18 protein-coding genes are annotated in these 18,790 nt (G+C 50.5%); 6 read left to right on the top strand and 12 right to left on the bottom strand.

Annotation, left to right across the window (positions count from 1 at the left end):
- From trmH to ABEA14_RS08195, 8 genes are all read right to left on the bottom strand, one after another.
- Positions 1 to 696, bottom strand: coding sequence for a tRNA (guanosine(18)-2'-O)-methyltransferase TrmH (gene trmH / locus ABEA14_RS08160; protein WP_345339438.1), 696 nt, complete (start codon positions 694 to 696; stop codon positions 1 to 3).
- A 63-nt stretch (positions 697 to 759) separates the two neighbouring features.
- Positions 760 to 1,143: a RidA family protein gene (locus tag ABEA14_RS08165; RefSeq protein WP_345339439.1), complete on the bottom strand. Its 384-nt coding sequence runs from the start codon at positions 1,141 to 1,143 to the stop codon at positions 760 to 762.
- Positions 1,144 to 1,168: 25 nt separating this feature from the next.
- Complete coding sequence (gene spoT / locus ABEA14_RS08170; RefSeq protein ID WP_345339440.1) at positions 1,169 to 3,277, bottom strand: bifunctional GTP diphosphokinase/guanosine-3',5'-bis pyrophosphate 3'-pyrophosphohydrolase; 2,109 nt, start codon at positions 3,275 to 3,277, stop codon at positions 1,169 to 1,171.
- A 24-nt stretch (positions 3,278 to 3,301) separates the two neighbouring features.
- Positions 3,302 to 3,580 carry a DNA-directed RNA polymerase subunit omega gene (rpoZ, locus tag ABEA14_RS08175; protein WP_345339441.1) on the bottom strand — a complete coding sequence of 93 codons (279 nt, stop codon included), beginning with the start codon at positions 3,578 to 3,580 and terminating at the stop codon, positions 3,302 to 3,304.
- A gap of 60 nt (positions 3,581 to 3,640) precedes the next feature.
- Positions 3,641 to 4,267, bottom strand: a complete 627-nt coding sequence (gene gmk, locus ABEA14_RS08180; RefSeq protein ID WP_345339442.1) for a guanylate kinase — start codon at positions 4,265 to 4,267, stop codon at positions 3,641 to 3,643.
- Between the two features lie 645 nt (positions 4,268 to 4,912).
- Positions 4,913 to 6,157: a GGDEF domain-containing protein gene (locus ABEA14_RS08185; protein WP_345339443.1), complete on the bottom strand. Its 1,245-nt coding sequence runs from the start codon at positions 6,155 to 6,157 to the stop codon at positions 4,913 to 4,915.
- A 126-nt stretch (positions 6,158 to 6,283) separates the two neighbouring features.
- Entirely contained in the window at positions 6,284 to 7,405 is a 1,122-nt protein-coding gene (locus ABEA14_RS08190; protein WP_345339444.1) for a porin, read from the bottom strand.
- Between the two features lie 135 nt (positions 7,406 to 7,540).
- Positions 7,541 to 8,971: a hypothetical protein gene (locus ABEA14_RS08195; protein ID WP_345339445.1), complete on the bottom strand. Its 1,431-nt coding sequence runs from the start codon at positions 8,969 to 8,971 to the stop codon at positions 7,541 to 7,543.
- Positions 8,972 to 9,248: 277 nt separating this feature from the next.
- Between ABEA14_RS08195 and ABEA14_RS08200 the strand changes: the two genes are divergently transcribed.
- From ABEA14_RS08200 to ABEA14_RS08215, 4 genes are read left to right on the top strand one after another with little or no spacing between them, the layout of a single operon-like run.
- Positions 9,249 to 10,001: a metalloregulator ArsR/SmtB family transcription factor gene (locus tag ABEA14_RS08200; RefSeq protein ID WP_345339446.1), complete on the top strand. Its 753-nt coding sequence runs from the start codon at positions 9,249 to 9,251 to the stop codon at positions 9,999 to 10,001.
- 44 nt (positions 10,002 to 10,045) lie between these two features.
- On the top strand, positions 10,046 to 11,056 hold the full coding sequence (locus ABEA14_RS08205; protein ID WP_345339447.1) for an ArsJ-associated glyceraldehyde-3-phosphate dehydrogenase: 1,011 nt from the start codon (positions 10,046 to 10,048) through the stop codon (positions 11,054 to 11,056).
- Between the two features lie 47 nt (positions 11,057 to 11,103).
- The gene (gene arsJ / locus ABEA14_RS08210; protein ID WP_345339448.1) at positions 11,104 to 12,327 is read left to right on the top strand and encodes an organoarsenical effux MFS transporter ArsJ; all 1,224 of its coding nucleotides are present in this window, start codon (positions 11,104 to 11,106) and stop codon (positions 12,325 to 12,327) included.
- Between the two features lie 35 nt (positions 12,328 to 12,362).
- Entirely contained in the window at positions 12,363 to 12,935 is a 573-nt protein-coding gene (locus tag ABEA14_RS08215; RefSeq protein WP_345339449.1) for a GNAT family N-acetyltransferase, read from the top strand.
- Positions 12,936 to 13,285: 350 nt separating this feature from the next.
- Here the strand turns inward: ABEA14_RS08215 and ABEA14_RS08220 are convergent, their stop codons facing one another.
- On the bottom strand, positions 13,286 to 14,182 hold the full coding sequence (locus ABEA14_RS08220; protein WP_345339450.1) for a hydrogen peroxide-inducible genes activator: 897 nt from the start codon (positions 14,180 to 14,182) through the stop codon (positions 13,286 to 13,288).
- Positions 14,183 to 14,396: 214 nt separating this feature from the next.
- On the opposite strand from ABEA14_RS08220, the gene ahpC reads away from it, so the two are divergent.
- Both ahpC and ahpF read left to right on the top strand, forming a co-directional pair.
- A complete protein-coding gene (gene ahpC, locus ABEA14_RS08225; protein WP_345339451.1) occupies positions 14,397 to 14,960 on the top strand; it encodes an alkyl hydroperoxide reductase subunit C in 564 nt (187 codons plus the stop codon).
- Positions 14,961 to 15,190: 230 nt separating this feature from the next.
- The gene (ahpF, locus tag ABEA14_RS08230; RefSeq protein ID WP_345339453.1) at positions 15,191 to 16,795 is read left to right on the top strand and encodes an alkyl hydroperoxide reductase subunit F; all 1,605 of its coding nucleotides are present in this window, start codon (positions 15,191 to 15,193) and stop codon (positions 16,793 to 16,795) included.
- A gap of 72 nt (positions 16,796 to 16,867) precedes the next feature.
- On the opposite strand, the gene ABEA14_RS08235 is transcribed toward ahpF, so the two are convergent.
- The 3 genes from ABEA14_RS08235 to ABEA14_RS08245 all read right to left on the bottom strand — a co-directional run bounded on the left by ABEA14_RS08235 (position 16,868) and on the right by ABEA14_RS08245 (position 18,762).
- Complete coding sequence (locus ABEA14_RS08235) at positions 16,868 to 17,737, bottom strand: YicC/YloC family endoribonuclease (protein ID WP_345339454.1); 870 nt, start codon at positions 17,735 to 17,737, stop codon at positions 16,868 to 16,870.
- 99 nt (positions 17,738 to 17,836) lie between these two features.
- Complete coding sequence (locus tag ABEA14_RS08240) at positions 17,837 to 18,394, bottom strand: phosphoglycerate mutase family protein (RefSeq protein WP_345339455.1); 558 nt, start codon at positions 18,392 to 18,394, stop codon at positions 17,837 to 17,839.
- A gap of 50 nt (positions 18,395 to 18,444) precedes the next feature.
- On the bottom strand, positions 18,445 to 18,762 hold the full coding sequence (locus tag ABEA14_RS08245; RefSeq protein ID WP_345339456.1) for a DUF3301 domain-containing protein: 318 nt from the start codon (positions 18,760 to 18,762) through the stop codon (positions 18,445 to 18,447).
- Positions 18,763 to 18,790: the final 28 nt, after the last annotated feature.

Raw genomic sequence — 18,790 nt, forward strand, 5'->3', positions numbered from 1 at the left:
TTATGATTTATCCAGGTTACGCATACGGTCCCACCATGCCTTGTCAGCGACAATCTCTCCCTCTTGATCCAAAGGTGGATAAGGCAGACCTTTCTGATGGCACTGTTTGGCAAATATCGGGTGGCACGATTCAAACAGCTTTTTATGGCGTATCTTAGGATCTATCGGCTCTGGGTTGTCGTAACTTCCAGCAGCCATGCGCTGTCTTTGCGCCTCGTACAAGAGCACCGCGCAGGCGGCCGATACGTTGAGTGACTGAACCGCACCAAGCATCGGGATAGTGATATTTTTATCTGCGAGCTGAAGCGTTGAGTCTGACACGCCCTCTTTTTCATGGCCCATGATGATGGCCGTCGGCTGGGTGTAATCTATCTCGCGAAAATCAACGGAATCAGAACTCAAGTGTGTCACCAAGAGTTGGAATCCCTGCTGTTTGAGCGTTTGATAACAACTTTCACTGCTTCGGTGGATCTCCACATCGACCCAGCGCTGACTACCAGACGCTGTATTGCCCGATATGTACATCTCATCATCAGGCCAGATAGCATGAACCTTGGGGATGCCGACTGCATCACAGGTACGAATGATCGCCGCCATATTCATTGGCTTATGTACCTCTTCCATCACGACCGTTAAATCGGTTTGGCGTCGGTCTAGCAGCGCAGAGATGCGAGCGAATCGGCTGGTCTTTTCCATTGGCGGACTTTCGGTAAAAATCGGGCCGCGGAAGCGGCCCTGACTTAGTAATTTCTGTCTGACCTAGTCGATGACTAAGATGCCATCCATTTCAACCTGAGCCGCTTTTGGCAGCTCAGCCACGCCAATAGCTGCGCGGGCTGGGTAGGGCTGTTGGAAGTACTCGGCCATGATTTCGTTAACGGTTGCGAAGTGGCTCAGGTCAGTAAGGAAGATATTCAGCTTCACAATATCAGCCAACGAACCTCCTGATGCCTGGCATACAGCGCTCAGGTTATCGAAGACCTGGCGGACCTGGGCACTGAAGTCGTCACCAATCATTTCCATCGTGCTGGGTACCAGCGGTATCTGGCCTGAGAGGTAAACAGTATTGTCGACTTTTACGGCTTGAGAGTAGGTACCAATGGCTTTTGGCGCATTGTCGGTAGCAATGATTGTTTTTGCCATGCTTGCTGTTCCTGAATGTGTAGTTTTAGTTCCGATTACGGCTCACTTTGAGCACGTCAGGCATGACTCGGATCCTACGCATTACATTGGCCAGATGTACACGGTCTCTGATGGTAAGCACTAAGTGGATCACATAGAGGCGGCCATCTTTCTCTTCGGTACTCAAGCTGTGGATGTTGGCATCTGTTTCTGCAATCAGGGCTGTTAACTTTGCCAAGGCGCCTTGGTGGTTAACGATGTCGATTCGCAGTGCTGCCAGGAAGGTCTCATCGCCAAGCTTCGCTTCATCCCAGTCAACCACATAATAACGTTCAGGCTCTTTGTCATAACCGCGTACGTTTTTACAGGATTCGTGGTGGATCACCAGGCCCTTACCTGGACTCACATGAGCAATAATCGGATCACCGGGGATCGGGTGGCAGCACTTGGCATAACTAAGCAACAAGCCTTCTACGCCACGGATTGGGAATCGGGCATCATCTTTGCCCTCAGCCTGGTCAAGGTCTCCCATCAGGCGACGGGCAACCACGGCGCTCATCGCGTTGCCCAGGCCTACTTCGCTGAGCAGATTCTCCAGTGAAGGCTGACGCAAAGCGTCCAGCGTTTTATTAACCTGCTCATCTGAAATCTCTTCCAGACGCACTGAACCAAGAGCGTGGTTCACTAAGCGTCGTCCGAGGGCAACCGATTCTTCACTACGCAGTCGTTTTAACAACTGGCGGATCTTGGCGCGAGCCTTTGAGGTAATAACAAAGTTCAGCCAAGCGGCGTTAGGGCGGGCACCCGGAGAGGTGATAACCTCGACGGTTTGACCGCTCTTGAGCTTCTGCGACAGCGGGAAAGCCTTGCGATCAACACGTGCGCCAACACAGGTATTACCCACATCGGTATGAACGGCATACGCAAAGTCGACCGGGGTGGCACCGTCTGGCAGCTCGATGATTCGGCCATCAGGAGTGAAAACGTAAATCTCTTCCGGGAACAGATCTGTCTTAACGTTTTCAATAAATTCAAAGCTGGAGCCAGCACTCTGTTGCAGCTCAAGCAGGCTTTGCATCCAGCGACGCGCCCGAAGCTGCGCTGTTGTACTGGAACTGTCACCTTCCTGCTTATATACCCAATGGGCCGCGACCCCTTTATCCGCCATCTGGTCCATATCTTCGGTACGGATCTGGATCTCTACCGGTACACCGTGTGGGCCAACCAATGATGTATGCAGAGATTGGTAACCGTTGGCTTTAGGGATGGCGATGTAATCTTTGAAGCGGCCAGGACGTGGCTTGTACAGGCGATGCATTACGCCCAATACGCGATAACTGTCGTCAATTGAGTTAACGATGACACGGAAGGCGTAGATATCCATCACCTCGTGCAACTGTAACTCTTTGTTTTTCATCTTACGGTAGATACTGTACAGGTGCTTCTCACGACCGACGGCTCGACCGGCAACGCCAGCATCTTCGAGACGACCTTCAATTTCGTCCTTAATGCTGCGCATTAATTCTTTGCGATTGCCAGCGGCCTTGCGAACAGCTTCTTTAATGACGCGATAACGGGCCGGATACATGGCATGAAAGCCGAGATCTTCCAACTCGTTTTTGATGTTGTGGATACCAAGGCGGTTAGCTAGCGGCGCATAAACTTCCAGAGTTTCTCTGGCGATGCGACGACGCTTATCTGGACGCAAAACGAAAATGGTCCGCATATTATGGGTGCGGTCCGCCAGTTTGATCAGAATCACCCGGATATCGACAACCATCGCCATGATCATCTTACGGAAGTTTTCCGCCTGGGCTTCTTCTTTCGAATTGAACTGGATCTTATCGAGCTTGGAAACACCTTCCACCAAGTCAGCGATCGTTGGACCGAACAGTTCAGCCAGGTCCTCGCGACTAAGCTCAGTATCTTCAATAACATCATGAAGCAGAGCTGCCATTAAGGTCTCGTGGTCGAGACGCATCTCTGCAAGAAAACGGGCAACGGCGACCGGATGAGTAATATACGGGTCGCCGCTGGTACGCATCTGCCCTTGGTGGGCATCGCGTGATACTATGTAGGCTTGTTGAACCAGACTTACTTGGGCTGGTTCAAGATATCCGGAGATCTGCTCCTTCAATCCTTCAAACAGATACACTCGTGTTCGCCTACCTGTTCGTGATTAGCCTAAACGGCCTTCAGCAATGGCTGCAACAGCCGCCAGTTCAGCAGCTTCCTGTTCGCGAACAGCTTGCATATCTTCTTCGTCCATAGACGAAGTCGTTACCAGGCCGGCTTCGATCTCACGCAGAGCCAATACAGTTGGCTTGTCGTTCTCTTCTTCTACCAGAGGCTCTTTGCCTTCAACTGAGATTTGGCGTGCGCGACGAGCAGCAACCAGCACCAAGTCAAAACGGTTACCAACCTTGTCTACGGCATCTTCTACGGTTACGCGGGCCATCTGTCTCTCCAGTGTTGATGAAGTTTTATCAAAAGGGCGCGAATTCTAGCCGATCTGGCCTTATTCTGCCAATAGTTGAGTGAGCATATCCTTATGACGGATTGCTTGTCCAGCTTGAGCCAGTGAATGACTGCGCACCAGCGCCTCAAGATCGTCCAGCGCTTTTTCGAATTCATCATTCACAATAAGGAAGTCGTACTCGTGATAATGGCTCATTTCGGCACGGGCTTTGGTCATCCGTTTAGCGATCACTTCGTCGCTGTCCTGACCGCGATTGCTCAGGCGTTGCAGCAGGATCTCAGTGGACGGCGGCAGGATGAAAATGCTCTTGGACTCAGGCAGTTGCTCACGCACTTGTTGAGCCCCTTGCCAATCGATATCGAGAAATACATCGACACCCGCAGCCAGGCGCTGCTGGATATTCAGTTTGGATGTACCGTAAAAGTTGCCAAACACTTCTGCGTACTCGAAGAAGGCTTGTTTATCGATCAGCGACTTAAACTCCTCAACACTCACAAAATGGTAATGTTTGCCGTTCTCTTCGCCAGGGCGAGGGGCACGGGTAGTGTGGGAGATACTGACTTCCATTGCTGCATTCGCGTGGCGAGCCAGCAAGGCGGCGATCAGGCTTGATTTGCCTGCCCCAGAGGGAGCTGAAACGATAAAAAGAGTTCCTGGCGCGGTCATGTTGGTTCCTGGCGCAAGTGCTTTCACGGTCACTGAAAGGCGACATAGCCTAGCATGGCAGAAAAAAAATACAATTTCCGTCCAGCTGCAGAGGCAATAGAGAAAGCAGTTCAATCAATTGGTTGATTTTTGTGCGGCCAAACGTGACCTTTTTCACGTTTTGTTCGTTTTAGAAATATTTTGAAATAAATTCTGAACTTTCTTTGATCGGGCCAGTCACATAGATACAAGAAAGTGCTTTGGTTTTAGTCATAAACCGTTTCTTGTAAGACATTCCCTTATTCTTATCCTCGGCTAGTCCGGGGATTTTTTTTATGTATAGGAAGTACGGTATGTCGCGGGTGCAGGACGCACAGGAGCGACGATACCCAAAACACTACGCGGGGCACGCTGTGTACAGGCTGTACGGTCGAGAATTGCTCCTGCATTTACGACATTTCCACCATCCATGACGGTCGAATCTAACTAGGGTCTGTTGACCTTTCATGTATGGATTTTGTTCGAATGAAACACGTTTTGAGTAAGAAATGAGCTACGTAACTTAGCGGTCGAAGTAAGTAGTGAATGACGCAGCGCAGAACGTGTTTCAACGAACCCCATTTCCTTCAAAAGAAGGGGCAGCATTTGTTGGCGATTTATGCTTCGTTATCGGCTATTTGTTGAGGGCCACTCAANATCTCGCAAGCAATTTCGGCCCGCTTGTTTAGCCCGGTACAAGGCCTTGTCTGCGGCTTTTAGGACGACCATCGGCTGGTCATGTTCTTCGCTGCGTTCAGCGACGCCAATACTGATTGTAACTGATACGCGTCTACCACGGATGGCCTGGGAGCCGCGCTGTTGCTTGCCTTGTTTGGCATCTTTGGGGCGAGATGACTTGTCCCTTATCACCAGAGAGTAATCGGCGATGGCTTCTCGCACTGCTTCTAAATGGTCGATGCAATCGTCGATGTGCTTGCCCTTAAACAGGATGGTGAACTCTTCGCCTCCGTAGCGATAGGCTTTGCCGCCCCCTGTGACTTCGCCAATCCGTGCGGCAACCATCTTGAGTACATCATCACCGACGTCGTGACCGTAGGTGTCGTTAAATTTTTTGAAGTGGTCGACATCCATCATGGCGACAACATAACGTCTGCCCACCCCTTTGAATGCGTTTTCTAATGCGCGTCGTGCTGGTAGTCCTGTCAGTTGGTCTCTGAATGCCAGATAGTGCCCTTGAAACAGTACCGACAGCATAAGTACCACTGCCGATGTACAAAACATCAAGCTGGAGATGAGTGGTTTGTTGAACATGGCCCAGGTCAGGGTCATGGCTAATAAACAACCCAGTAGTGTGCCCTGCCATGCACATTGGTTTAACGCTTGTCTGAACAGCAATACCAAGGCCAACAACACCGCCAACAATAGGCTGTAGATAGGGGCAAAAATCGCTTCAGTAGGGCGAATATTGAAAGCTTGTTGCCAACTGGAAGGCTCCGCCACCGACGGCGTCCAAAAGATGGCCGCGACACCGACGAGCGCAATGGTGGGCAAAAGTAGCCAGATAAACTTGCGGTTAAGCGAACCCCACTCTGGCAAAAAGGACAAAGAGACGATAGAAAGTGGAGTGACTATCGTTAGCAGAGCAAACATCTGATGCGCATGCACATCTGCCAGGTTGATTTGCAGTTGGCTCTGAATCAGGGCGTAAGCCAAACCCAATATTAGCGCCAGTGCCACCGGCCGTCCGAGGCTATACATGTGACCAAGCCCTGCCGCGATCAACAATAGAAGGTAAGGTGCCCACTTTAGCAATTGCTGATAGTCGGCGCTGAGATCAGACAGTGGAGCCACCAGGAAAAGCGCCAATAGCGGAAGCAGGGTTGGTAAAGCGAGGGCTGTAACTACCGGCATTCAATCGGGGGAGCGAACCAAACAATGGCTCGACTATATCACTATGTGTTGTCAAATATCATGACAGTGATGGCGTTTTGGGAGGAGGTTGGCAGTCGTATGCCGCTGCGACTGCCAACCCTGTTGCTAGAAAGCGTATTTCACACTGAATGCATAGATGTCGTCCGCACTATTGCCATCGCCATCAGTACTGTCTTCAAACTTAATTTCGAATGCGAGATGAAAATCAGGTGTCCAACGGTAGCGAGAACCAACAACGTAATAATCTAACTCGGCTTCGCCCTGGTAATCATCGTCGTCTTCTTCGAGATGATTCACCGCGCCATAAACCTGAACGTTGTTTTCAAATCCCCACTGCACCAATGCTTCGTAGCCCTTGGCATCGTAGACGATACCATTGCTGTCTGATTCATGATTTTCGCTGACCGCGTAGACTAAACCGGCATACAGCCCTGGCTCACTGATGGTGCCGTACTTCGCACTAGCAGCAATGGCAATGTCATCGTCGGCAGTCGAACCGGCATTGCTTAACGAAATATCTGCTCTGTTGTATGCGGCACCAAGGATGATGCCAATAGGAGTGGTATAGGTAGCAGCGATTGAATACGCTTTATCGATTGTGGCTTCCAAGTCTGGGAAGTCATCAGGATCGAGGGCGATGGAATCGTCTTTGGCTTGATACTGTAGGCCCAACCAGAATGGTCCCCAACTATTGCGGTATTGCAGTGCTTTTTCTGCACGGCCGGTACCAGAAAGACCGCCATCTGTACCAAAGTTATAGGTACCACTGGCTTCACCACCAAAAGATTCGAGCTCATCTGTAGGGTAAGTCACTTCGTAATACACACCCCAACGTTTACCCATGGTGATCTCACCATAGTCATCATGGATGACACCTATGTACCCCAGTCGATTCCAGATGTTTTCTCCGCGGTCGTCGTTCGAGGTTAAGCCGTCACCTTGGGTAACTTTGAGTCCTGATTCCCCTTCAACGATATCAAGGCCCCACTCCAGAACCGCCATTGCACGCCAATCGTGGGTTAACTCGCGACCAAAATGGAAGCCGATTCGAGACGTACCATCTTTAATTTCATCATCATCGTCGGAGTGTTGCGCTTTTATACGGAAAAAACCTTTTATTTCAGCGGATTGCTTATCATCTTTGTAGACTTCTACAGCACTAGCCGGTTGTGAAATGAAGGCACAGGCGATGCCTGCACTAAGAAGTGAAAGTGCGCAAGATTTCATATCCGTTTCCTTGTCGACGTACCCAAGCTTGTATTTGTAGATTGAAATTATTATTGCCTTACGAGTCGAAGCTCTCAGGGTATCTACCTGTTAGAACAATAGTTTAGTGTAGTTTCTGAGTTTTGCTGCTTGATATCAAAGGACGTCTTGAGTGTTTGAATTGAGCTTTAGATATTGGTGTCGCCATTGATTTATCACCTCTGCACCAAAAGAGAGGGCGTAGCTGCCAGTTGGGTGAGTACCGTCTCGTGACATCGTACAGAATACATCGGTGCCTTTTTCATGATCGCTTTTTAAAGGGCTCGACAGCTCAACTAAATAGGAGGTGGGGGTGCTTGTGATGTTGATGACGTCACCATATGTTGCTTCTGCCGAATCTGTACCTGGCGCGATAACTAGCTTTGCCCCCTCAGGCAATGGTGAAGAAACTTGCAGCGCTTGCTCACCCCTGCTGACAGGGCCCTGGAGTTTTGCATTACAACTGAGTTCGCGCCACCGCCAACCATTTTTCGAACCTGTCCATGCCTCTCTCAGGTTGATGATGGAATGCAGCTCTTTGGGCAGGGGGTGTAGCCTATCTTCTAACTGCCAGCGATCACTGCCTGGGGGTGAAAAGCTGCTTTGTTGGGAAAGGCGACTTTGGTACCAGCGGCTGTTTTTCTTAGTTTTTGGAGTCAACGTTGTTTGGGTTATGGGAATCTCAGGCCACTGGTTGTTTAAGAATTTCCAAAAGACCTTCAACTTACCAAATAGGCGTTGACCATCTTTGGCATGAGCGTCGTTTGCTCCATGCTGACTCAGTATTTGAGTAAACCCAGGCGTTCCGCCATTCATGTCTGTGACGTCATCAATCAAACCAGATTTGAATGCAAATGCCCCGCGCTCTTTGCTGGACTGGTCCGATGGTCGGGTACCCTGCACGGAAAGATTGATAAAGGGGGTTCTGGTCGGCATTAGCGATAAGCCTTGAGTAACAAAAGATCGACCAAAGTAGTCTCCAAAGCCAATTGAATCTCCCACTATCAATACGACATCTCTCCCATCCCAGCCGTCTGTTACCATCGCGCTAGGCCCAAAGTAGTGCCTGAAAGAGGAATACCCATTATTATTTAGGGGGGCGCCAGCTAACAGTGACTGATGAGTTTCTATTGAAGAGCTGTAATGAACCCCGAGGCCACCACTATCACCGCTAGATTTTACTCGGTATGAAGTAACCTTAGCGCTACCTTCTTGCACCTTAGAGAAGGTTCGTACTTCGAAATGCTTTCTCTGCCAATTGGGAACAGGGAAAGGATCACTCCAACTGTTTTGCCCCGGTCGGATTGCCACTTGGGACTTACCATCAAAAGTGATGCGTCCGATGACCTCTCCGTCAACTAAAATTGAGGCTTCAACTAGAAGTTCAGTCTCTCCGGCTTTTTCTGGCGATTCTTGCCCCTGACTCTGGGTATACCAGTTCGAAAAGGCCAATCTAAACTGCTTAATCGGATAGTCCGGAGATTGACTAAACACCGAACTGGTCGACATCGAGGTTTTTTGGGATGTGGGGGCAGTTAGGTGAGTCATGGGATGTATATTCTCTGAAGCGAACATCCATTGCTGCTGTTCTTCAGAGAAACACGCTGTTGACGCTAACAGTGATATAGCGCAAAGCGTATAAGTTATTGTTTTAACTTTAAATGATATCTCAGTCTGCATTCAAAGCTATTCCATGTACTGAGTGTTTTAACCGGATACAAACCATAAATGCTTCGTCGCTTATGTGACAAGGGATACCGTGTGTTTTTATATATACGGAAAAGTGTATATGCGATTTTTCGTATATGTGTTAGGGTGCCACCCTATGAAACGAATTCTATTTTTATGCACAGGCAACTCTGCGCGCTCGCAATTGGCAGAAGTAGTGTTGAGAGTGATGGGCGAAGACCGATTTGAGGTCTGCAGTGCTGGCACCGCCCCTGAAACCGTTGATAGCAGGGTTTATCAAGTATTGTCAGAACAGGCCATCGAGCCGGGTGAGCTCACCAGTAAGGCGGTCACACAAGCCATGCTGGAAAACAGCGATCTGGTGATCAGTCTCTGTGATGATGCCAATCAGGAGTGCCGCACCCTGCCTGACGATATTTCCCATCTGCACTGGGAGCTGGATGACCCCAAATCCCACACTGGCCTGGATGCGTTTAGAAACACGCTGGCTGAGCTTCAAGAAAGGATTGGCTTGCTGGTTAAGTTTCAAGGCTCAGCTACCGCAGCGACCGTGGTCCCCAATCAGTTTTTCAAATCACTCACCGACACCACGCGTTTGACCATACTTATGCTGCTGCAGGATGAAGGCGAGCTAAGTGTCGGAGAACTGGTGGAGGCGCTTCAGCTTTCCCAGCCTAAAATCTCTCGTCATTTGGCGCAGCTTAGACAGCAGGGGGTATTGACCGATCGACGTAAAGGGCAGTGGGTGTTTTACGGGCTAAACAATGAACTTCCGACGTGGGCTGAGCATGTGATAGCGGCCACGCGCATTGGTAATCCGGCACTGATTAACAAAGAAAAATCGCGATTAAAAGTAATGGCAGAACGTCCATCTAAGGCAATCGCGTAACAACTAACTTATTTACAGTATTTAGACAGGCTAAGGGTCTCACGATGACAATTAAAGTAGGTATTAACGGGTTTGGTCGTATTGGTCGATTAGCGCTACGAGCGTCGTTCGACTGGCCTGAAGTTGAGTTTGTACAGATCAATGACGTTGCTGGTGATACGGCCACATTGGCACATCTGCTGGAGTTTGATTCTGTGCAGGGCCGCTGGCCACACCTTGTGGCGGTCGATGGTGACCAGATGATTATCGATGGCAAAGCGATCACCTGCACGCAGCAGCGCGACATTGAAGCCGTAGATTGGTCTGGCTGTGATGTGGTGCTGGAAGCGACAGGTGTGCACAAAAAAACCGAGATCCTGCAGAAATACCTGAAGCAAGGGGTTAAGCGAGTCGTGGTTTCAGCGCCGGTAAAAGAGCCGGGTATTGCCAACATTGTGATGGGCGTAAACGACAGCATTTTTGAACCAGAAAACCACCCCATAGTGACGGCTGCCAGTTGTACAACCAACTGCCTCGCCCCGGTGATTAAAGTGATTTACGAAAAACTGGGCATCGAAAGCTGCATGATGACTACGATTCACGATTTGACTAATACGCAGACCATTCTTGATGCACCGCATAAAGACCTGCGTCGCGCGCGCGCCTGCGGCATGTCACTGATCCCTACCACGACTGGTTCAGCGACGGCGATTACCGAAATTTTCCCTGAACTAAAAGGCAAAATTAATGGCCACGCTGTGCGTGTTCCACTGGCCAATGCGTCTCTTACCGACATTGTGTTTGAGGTATCAAGAGACACCAGTGTGGAAGAGGTTAACAGCCTGATTAAAGCTGCCAGCGAGAATGAACTGCAGGGCATTCTTGGCTACGAAGAAAAGCCGCTGGTGTCTATCGATTACAAAGGTGATCAGCGTTCAACCATTGTTGATGCCTTGTCCACCATGGTGGTTGGCAAACGCATGCTGAAAATCTACGCCTGGTACGACAATGAGATGGGTTACGCGACGCGGACCGCTGAGCTGGTGCGTAAAGTGGGTTTGGCAGATAAAGCCTAAGTGCACACCAGTGTTTAAAGTGTCTTAGCAGTAAGAGAACAGAGATCATGAGCCGACTTTCCAGCGAATTGCGCCAGTATCTGGTAGTGACCTTTAACTATTGGAACTTCACCCTGACCGATGGCGCACTGCGCATGCTGGTGGTGCTCTATTTCCATGGGCTGGGTTACTCGCCGCTGCAAGTCGCCATGCTGTTTCTGTTCTATGAGATCTTTGGCGTTATCACCAACCTGGTAGGTGGCTGGTTGGGTGCTCGCATGGGCCTCAACCGCACCATGAATGTTGGTTTAGCGATGCAGGTCGTCGCCTTGTTGATGCTGACGGTGCCGGATGCCTGGCTTAGCGTACCTTATGTGATGGCGGCGCAGGCACTGTCTGGTATCGCTAAAGATCTCAACAAAATGAGTGCCAAAAGCAGCATCAAGATGTTGGTGCCCAATGGCCAACAAGGCGCGCTGTATAAATGGATAGCCATTCTAACCGGCTCCAAAAACGCACTGAAAGGTGTGGGCTTCTTTATGGGCGGTGCATTGCTGGCCTGGATTGGCTTCCGCTCTGCCATGTGGCTGATGGCATCGGTACTCTTTGTGGTGTTGTTGCTCAGCCTCTGGTGGTTGAACAAAGACCTGGGCAAATCCAAAAACAAACCCAAGTTTTCCGATATGTTTTCGAAAAGCGCCAGCGTCAATATCCTCTCTGGTGCGCGCATGTTCCTGTTTGCTGCCCGCGATGTTTGGTTTGTGGTCGCGCTGCCAGTGTATTTAGGCGAAGTGTTTGGCTGGGATCACCACTATGTGGGTGGCTTTATGGCGCTATGGGTGATTGCCTACGGTTTTGTTCAGGGGTTTGCCCCCAGATTTACCGGCAAAGCACAAGGCAAACTGCCTGATGGAAAAACAGCCATGGGCTGGGCCAGCTTGCTGGCAGTGGTCACGTTGGGGGTAGCCCTGGGTGTTCAATTGGGATGGCAGCCGCAGACGGTGATCGTCGTTGGCCTGCTGATTTTTGGTGCCGTGTTTGCGGTTAACTCGTCGCTGCACTCTTATCTCATTGTCAGTTACGCCAAGGAGGATGGCGTATCGCTGGACGTGGGTTTCTATTACATGGCCAACGCCATGGGCCGTTTGATTGGCACAGTGCTGTCTGGGTTGGTATATCAGTATTGGGGACTGGCCGCGTGTTTGTGGTGCGCGGTGTTTATGCTGGTGACAACTTCGTTGATTTCTATTGCGTTGCCTCGGCATAAAACGGCATTATCAGCGTCAACCTGATCTCTGTGTAATCCAATCAACCTAGTCAAACCAAAATGAGCCAACTGATCGACTGCGACTTTCAACGCCATGGCGAGGCGGTCCGAGCCATATTCAACGATGCGATCCTTAATTCCACCGCATTGTACGAATATGAGCCTCGTAGTCTGGCTGATGTCGAGCAGTGGTTTACCCAGAAACAACAAGCTGGCTTTCCCATACTTGGTGTACTGACTGAAACTGGTGCTGTGACTGAGACTGATGCTGTGACTGAGAGTGCGGAGCTGATGGGCTTTGCCAGTTATGGCCTGTTTCGTGATAAACCCGCAGCCTGTCAAACCATGGAACACTCTGTCTACATTCACCCAGACCACAGAGGCAAAGGTTTGGGCGAGTTGTTGCTGCGTGCGCTGGTGAGAAGAGCTGAAGCCGATTCAGTGCATGTGCTGGTGGGCGCCATTGATGCTGACAATCAAGCTAGCATCCGTTTGCATGAAAAATTGGGATTTATACATGCAGGTACACTGACGCAATCTGCATTTAAGTTTGATCGCTGGCTCGACTTAGCGCTGTATCAGAAAACGCTGAACACCTCACCTATATTGCCAGAAACGCCTGAACAATCCTAAAACGCTATTTCATCGCCGTTCGTAATGGCTTTTTAGTGCAAACCCTGTCGCCGTAATAGTTGTCCTGATAATTGCACTCGCAAGCGTCCGCAGACTTTCTCGACGCACGTTGACTGGCGTTGCGCTGGGCTTCTGATTGAAACATGCCGATTTTGCTGAAAAAGTGATTCAAAACACTGTCTCCATCATGTTTACTGTGAGAGCAGGACTCTACGTGAGCTGACTTGTGCGAGAGCAGTCTGCGCTCATTGCTATGATTTCAGTGTTGTTGATCCCTCTGTTCTAGAAAAGTGAGTTAAAACGAAGCTGTTGTTCGATTTTTTCGATGGGTATGGGTGCAACACGCCCTATCAACCGATACTCAGCGCATCTTTGGCTATCTCAGAGAGCGCTTCGATACTCGACATCCGGGTAAAATTGGGCCTGAAAATAAAGGCAATTCGGCGATGAGGTCCCGGCTCACTCAGGTGCACCGCTGAAAGCGCTGGGTTTTGCGATATCAACTGTTCCAGCGCCATGGCGGGGATCAGTGTTGTCCCCAGGTTGCCCATCACCATCTGGATTAGGGTATTCAGGCTGGTGGCACCAAAGCCGTGATTAGCGGTTTGTTCTGTCAGTTTGCAGGCATCCAGAATATGGTCCTTCAGACAGTGGCCATCTTTAAGCAGCATCAGGTTGCTGTGATTCAGTTCGTCAGTAGTAATTTCCGCCTGTTGGGTATGTTTTTCACCTTTTAACGCGACCCAATAAAAGTCCTCCTGCCAGAATTCCAGACTCAACAAGCCTTCACACGGGTAGGGCAGTGCCAGTACCGCGGTATCTATTTCTCCTCGCTGCACCATATCCACAAGTACATGCGACTGCTCCTCAACGATATTCAATTGCGCATCGGGATAAGCCTGCTTAAGTGCGGGTAGAAGTTTGGGCAGCAGGTAGGGCGCGATGGTGGGGATCACCCCCACGGAGATGGGAAAACTCAGCGGGTGTTTCTGGCTATCAGCTAAATGCTGCAGGTCGTCCACCTGCAATATGATTTTTCGCGCTCTATCCAGCACCGCTTGCCCAAGCGGCGTTACCAGTACTTTCTTGTTATCACGTTCGAAGATCTGGATCCCCAACTGCTTTTCCAACTCATTCAGGCCCGTACTGAGGGTGGACTGGCTGACGTGGCAAAGCTCTGCGGCTTTTTTAAAGTGCAGAGTTTTTTCGGCGGCCAAAGCATAGGAAAGCTGTCGTATTGAGATCATGGTGACTCCGAGCGTGAAGATGCATGTTCAACGTTATACTACGATTTATATTCAAAAATATAGAACATTAAATTCAATACGTTCAAATTTACCAAATCATCGCGTCGGCCTAAAGTGTCTCCCGTAGCCAAACGACATTGCGTCTGAAAAGAATGTGTCTGAACAGACTGCAGCAAACAGAAACGCATTTAGCATTTTTTACAAGGAGGCCGACATGGCACTTATCAACACTAAGATCAAACCTTTCAACACGACTGCATTTAAAGACGGTGAGTTTGTAGAAGTGTCTGATCAGGACCTGCAAGGCAAGTGGGCTGTTTTCTTCTTCTACCCAGCTGACTTTACCTTTGTATGTCCTACTGAGCTGGGCGATCTGGCTGATCACTACGAAGAGCTGCAAAGTCGCGGTGTAGAGGTGTACTCAGTATCGACTGACACCCACTTCACTCACAAAGCATGGCACGACTCTTCTGACACTATCGGCAAGATCAAGTACCACATGCTTGGTGACCCAACTGGCGAAATCACCCGCAACTTTGAAGTGATGCGTGAAGGTCAGGGCCTGGCAGACCGCGGTACTTTCATCGTTGACCCAGAAGGCGTCATCCAGGCGATGGAGATCACTGCAGAAGGCATCGGTCGTGATGCTGAAGACCTGCTTCGCAAAGTTAAAGCTGCACAGTATGTCGCTTCTCACCCAGGTGAAGTATGCCCAGCAGCTTGGAAAGAAGGTGAAGAGACGCTGGCACCTTCACTGGACCTGGTAGGCAAGATCTAATTCGGCGTCCACCGAAAAGGCCAGCTACCCAGCAGGGTAGTTGGTGTATTGGGCCCGCCTCCACACGCATTAACTTGGCGCACGGTGGCGGGCTTTCATCGAAGTACTTGGCCGATAACCCCAAAATCAGGCCCATAGCCCGACAGCCGGTGGCAAAAACTTCTGTTGCTGCATCAACCAGAGAAGCGTTTGCCACACGTTGTCAGTGAATCAGTTTTAAGGAGTTCATTATGTTGACACCAGAATTATTGCAAGCCCTGAAAGGTTATGCCGCGAACATGCAGAAGCGTGTCACTTTCGTTCTGCAAAATGGCGAACACAGTAAACGCGCTGAACTGGCCGAATTCCTCGAGAAGTTTGCCAGCGTAGGCGACAAACTGGCGTTTGAACAACGCGATGAAACTGGCCTGCGCAGCCCAATCAGCTTCTATCTGGAAGTTGACGGTGAGCACAGCGGCATCATCTTCTCCGGTATTCCGGGTGGGCATGAATTCAACTCTTTGGTGTTGGCGATACTGCAGGCATCGGGCACACCACTGAAAATGGACGAGTCCCTTCAACAGATGGTGGCCGGGATCAACGAAGAGCTGAAGTTTGAAGTGTTTATCAGCCTGAGCTGTCACAACTGCCCGGACGTAGTTCAGGCGCTGAACCAGTTCGCGTTACTAAATCCCAATATCAGCAGCGAGATGATCGACGGCGGTTTGTACCCAGACCTGATCAAGCAGCGCGATATTCAAGGGGTGCCCAGTGTCTACCTGAACGGTGAACTGTTCGCTAACGGTAAAGTTACGGCTGCTGAGCTGATCGACAAGCTGATTACCCGCGACCCGGCGATCACCCAGGCCTCTGCCAGTGAAAGCCTGCCGCTGCAGGACGTGACTGTGATTGGCGGTGGTCCTGCGGGTGTCAGTGCGGCTATCTACAGTGCACGTAAGGGCCTTAAAGTGACCCTGATTGCCGACCGTATCGGTGGCCAGGTGAAAGACACCATGGATATCGAAAACCTGATCTCGGTGAAGAAAACCACGGGCCCAGAGTTGTCCGGTGCACTACAGGCACATATGAATGAGTATGACGTGACCTTAAAAGAGCACCTGAAAGTGGCCAATGTCGAAAAGGGTGATATCAAACGTGTGACGCTCTCTTCCGGCGAGGTGATCTCTACCAAAACGCTGATTATTGCGACCGGGGCCAAGTGGCGAGAACTGGGAGTGCCGGGTGAGAAAGAGAACATAGGGAACGGTGTGGCTTACTGCCCACACTGCGATGGCCCCTTCTTTAAGGGCAAAGATGTTGCCGTGATTGGTGGTGGAAACTCAGGCATCGAAGCGGCGCTGGACCTGGCCGGTATTGTAAAGTCAGTGACGGTGTTTGAGTTCCTGCCCGAGCTGAAAGCGGACAAGGTACTGGTGGAAAAGGCCGAAGCCAAAGCCAACATCAAGATCCTGAAAAATGTGGCGACACAGGAGATCACCGCCGCCGGTGGCAAGGTGAACGGTATTCAATATCAGGACCGCGAAACCGAGCAGGTAACTACTCAGACTCTGGATGGTGTGTTTGTACAGATTGGTTTGGTGCCTAATAGCGAGTTTTTGGGTGACCTGGTTGATAAGACCCGCTTTGGCGAGATCGTTATTAACGAGAAGTGCCAGACCTCAGAGCAGGGTATTTATGCCGCCGGTGACGTATCAACCGTGCCTTACAAGCAGATCGTTATCGCCATGGGCGAAGGCTCTAAAGCCTCACTGTCAGCCTTTGAATACCTGCTGACCCAAAGTGACCGCCTGGACGATTTGTATGAAGCGGAACAGCAGCAGGTGAAAGCCGCCTAAGGGCTATGTTCAGCTAGGAATCAAAAAAGCCGCTCAAGGAGCGGCTTTTTATTGTTCGACGTATTGAGTCGATTACTCAATATTCTGGATCTGCTCGCGCATCTGCTCAATCAGAACCTTCAGCTCAACCGCGGATTGCGTGACTTCCTGATTGATAGACTTAGACGCCAGGGTGTTCGACTCACGGTTGAACTCCTGCATCATAAAGTCCAAACGGCGGCCGATGGCGCCACCTTTTTTCAGGATCTTACGGGTTTCTGCAACGTGGGCTTCGAGACGGTCCAGCTCTTCCGCCACGTCCAAACGTTGTGCCAGCAGGATCATCTCCTGCTCAAGGCGGCCGGGGTCCAGCTCAGACTTAGCTTCTTCCAGCTTGGTGGTCAGACGTTCGCGCTGCCACTCCATCACGATTGGCATCTGCTCACGCACTTTTGCTACCTCGACCTGTACTCCTTCAAGGCGCTGGCTGATCATCGCTTCCAGGCTTTCACCTTCACTGGCGCGCGCGGCGATAAACTGGTTCAGGGTTTCATCAAACGCAGTCAGTAGCTCTTTTGATATTGCATCAATATCCGCTTCTTCTGACGCCATCACTCCCGGCCAGCGTAGGATATCAACCGGATTAAGGTGCATAGAGCCTGATGTTTGGTCCGACACCCATTGGGCGCAGCGCACCAGCTCTTTGGCCAGATCTTCATTGATATGCAGGTTGGCCTGCTTATCGGCATTGGCTTCAAAACGCAGGTTACATTCCAGCTTGCCGCGGTTCAGGCGCTTGCGGAAACGCTCTCTGAGCACTGGCTCAAGGCCACGGAACTGCTCTGGCAGACGCAGGTAGCTCTCCAGGTAGCGTTGGTTAACAGAGCGAACTTCCCAAACGGCTGTGCCCCAATCCCCTTTCAGGGTGTGGCGGGCATAGGCGGTCATGCTGTGAATTGTCATGGGTGACCTTACGGCTTGAATTTATAGTGATTGGCGGATTATAGGGGAGCACGGACGATCCTTAAACGCCTGATCGCCCTCTGGGATCAAAACTTGGTGTTACCAGGCCAGTTTTTCCCGCTGGAGTGTGATCTTTCCATCGTCGGTTTGCCGGGTAAGGATAAAGAGATCGCCAAAGGCATCGTGGTCCAGCGTTGCCAGCTCAGGCCCGCCCAATGCCTTGATAATCATAGGTACCGTATTGCTATGACCGACGACTAGCACGCTACCGCCTTCCGCGTTGCTCAGCGTGTTTAATACCGCGGTGGCTGTTGCATCGATATGTGCGGAAAGTGGTTTGTTCGCTGCAATGATTTCGATGGTCAATTGATGGACGTTTGCTGTGGGTGTGGCTGTTTGTTGGGTGCGGTCTAATTGGCTGGTGTATATGGCCTGAATCGGCACCTGTTTCAGTCGAGCGGCCAGAGCTTGTGCCATATTCTGGCCTCGCTCGTTCAGGCTGGGATTTTTGGATTTGTCTTTTGTCCCCAACTGTTCAACTACCTCGCCGTGGCGGATTAGATAGATGGTGTCGGTAGCTGCCAATGTGCTACTACAGAGGCTAAGAAAAACACAGGACAGAATGCAGTTGAGGGTGTTTCTGAACGTTCTGGTCATACCGTTTGTTTTTCTCCCTGTACGCTTTTTCCAGATATTAGCGGTGTTGGCTAAATCCTATGCGGTGCCAGCTCAATATGCTGCAGCTTGTTGCCTAACATCTCCACCCGGCCGATATATCTGTCTTCCCCCATGGAAGAGAATTCGAACTGAAAGATGCGCAGGAAATGCAGCTTGCCATCTTTACCACGGCGAATACGCAACTTCTGTTGATAGGCGGTGTAATCCAGCAGTTGCACGTTCATCTGCTCACAATGGGCGCGCGCAGCTTTGAGTGCCAGTTCCTTCACGGCACGTGAACGCCACCAGTAACCAGCAAATAGCATCAGAAGAATAAGCCAGAAAAAGCTGCTGAGATCGATATACATAAGCTCTGGAGCGCTGTCGCCTCGGTTG

Source organism: Corallincola platygyrae (genome assembly GCF_039544265.1).
GTDB classification, from domain to species: Bacteria; Pseudomonadota; Gammaproteobacteria; order Enterobacterales; family Neiellaceae; genus Corallincola; species Corallincola platygyrae.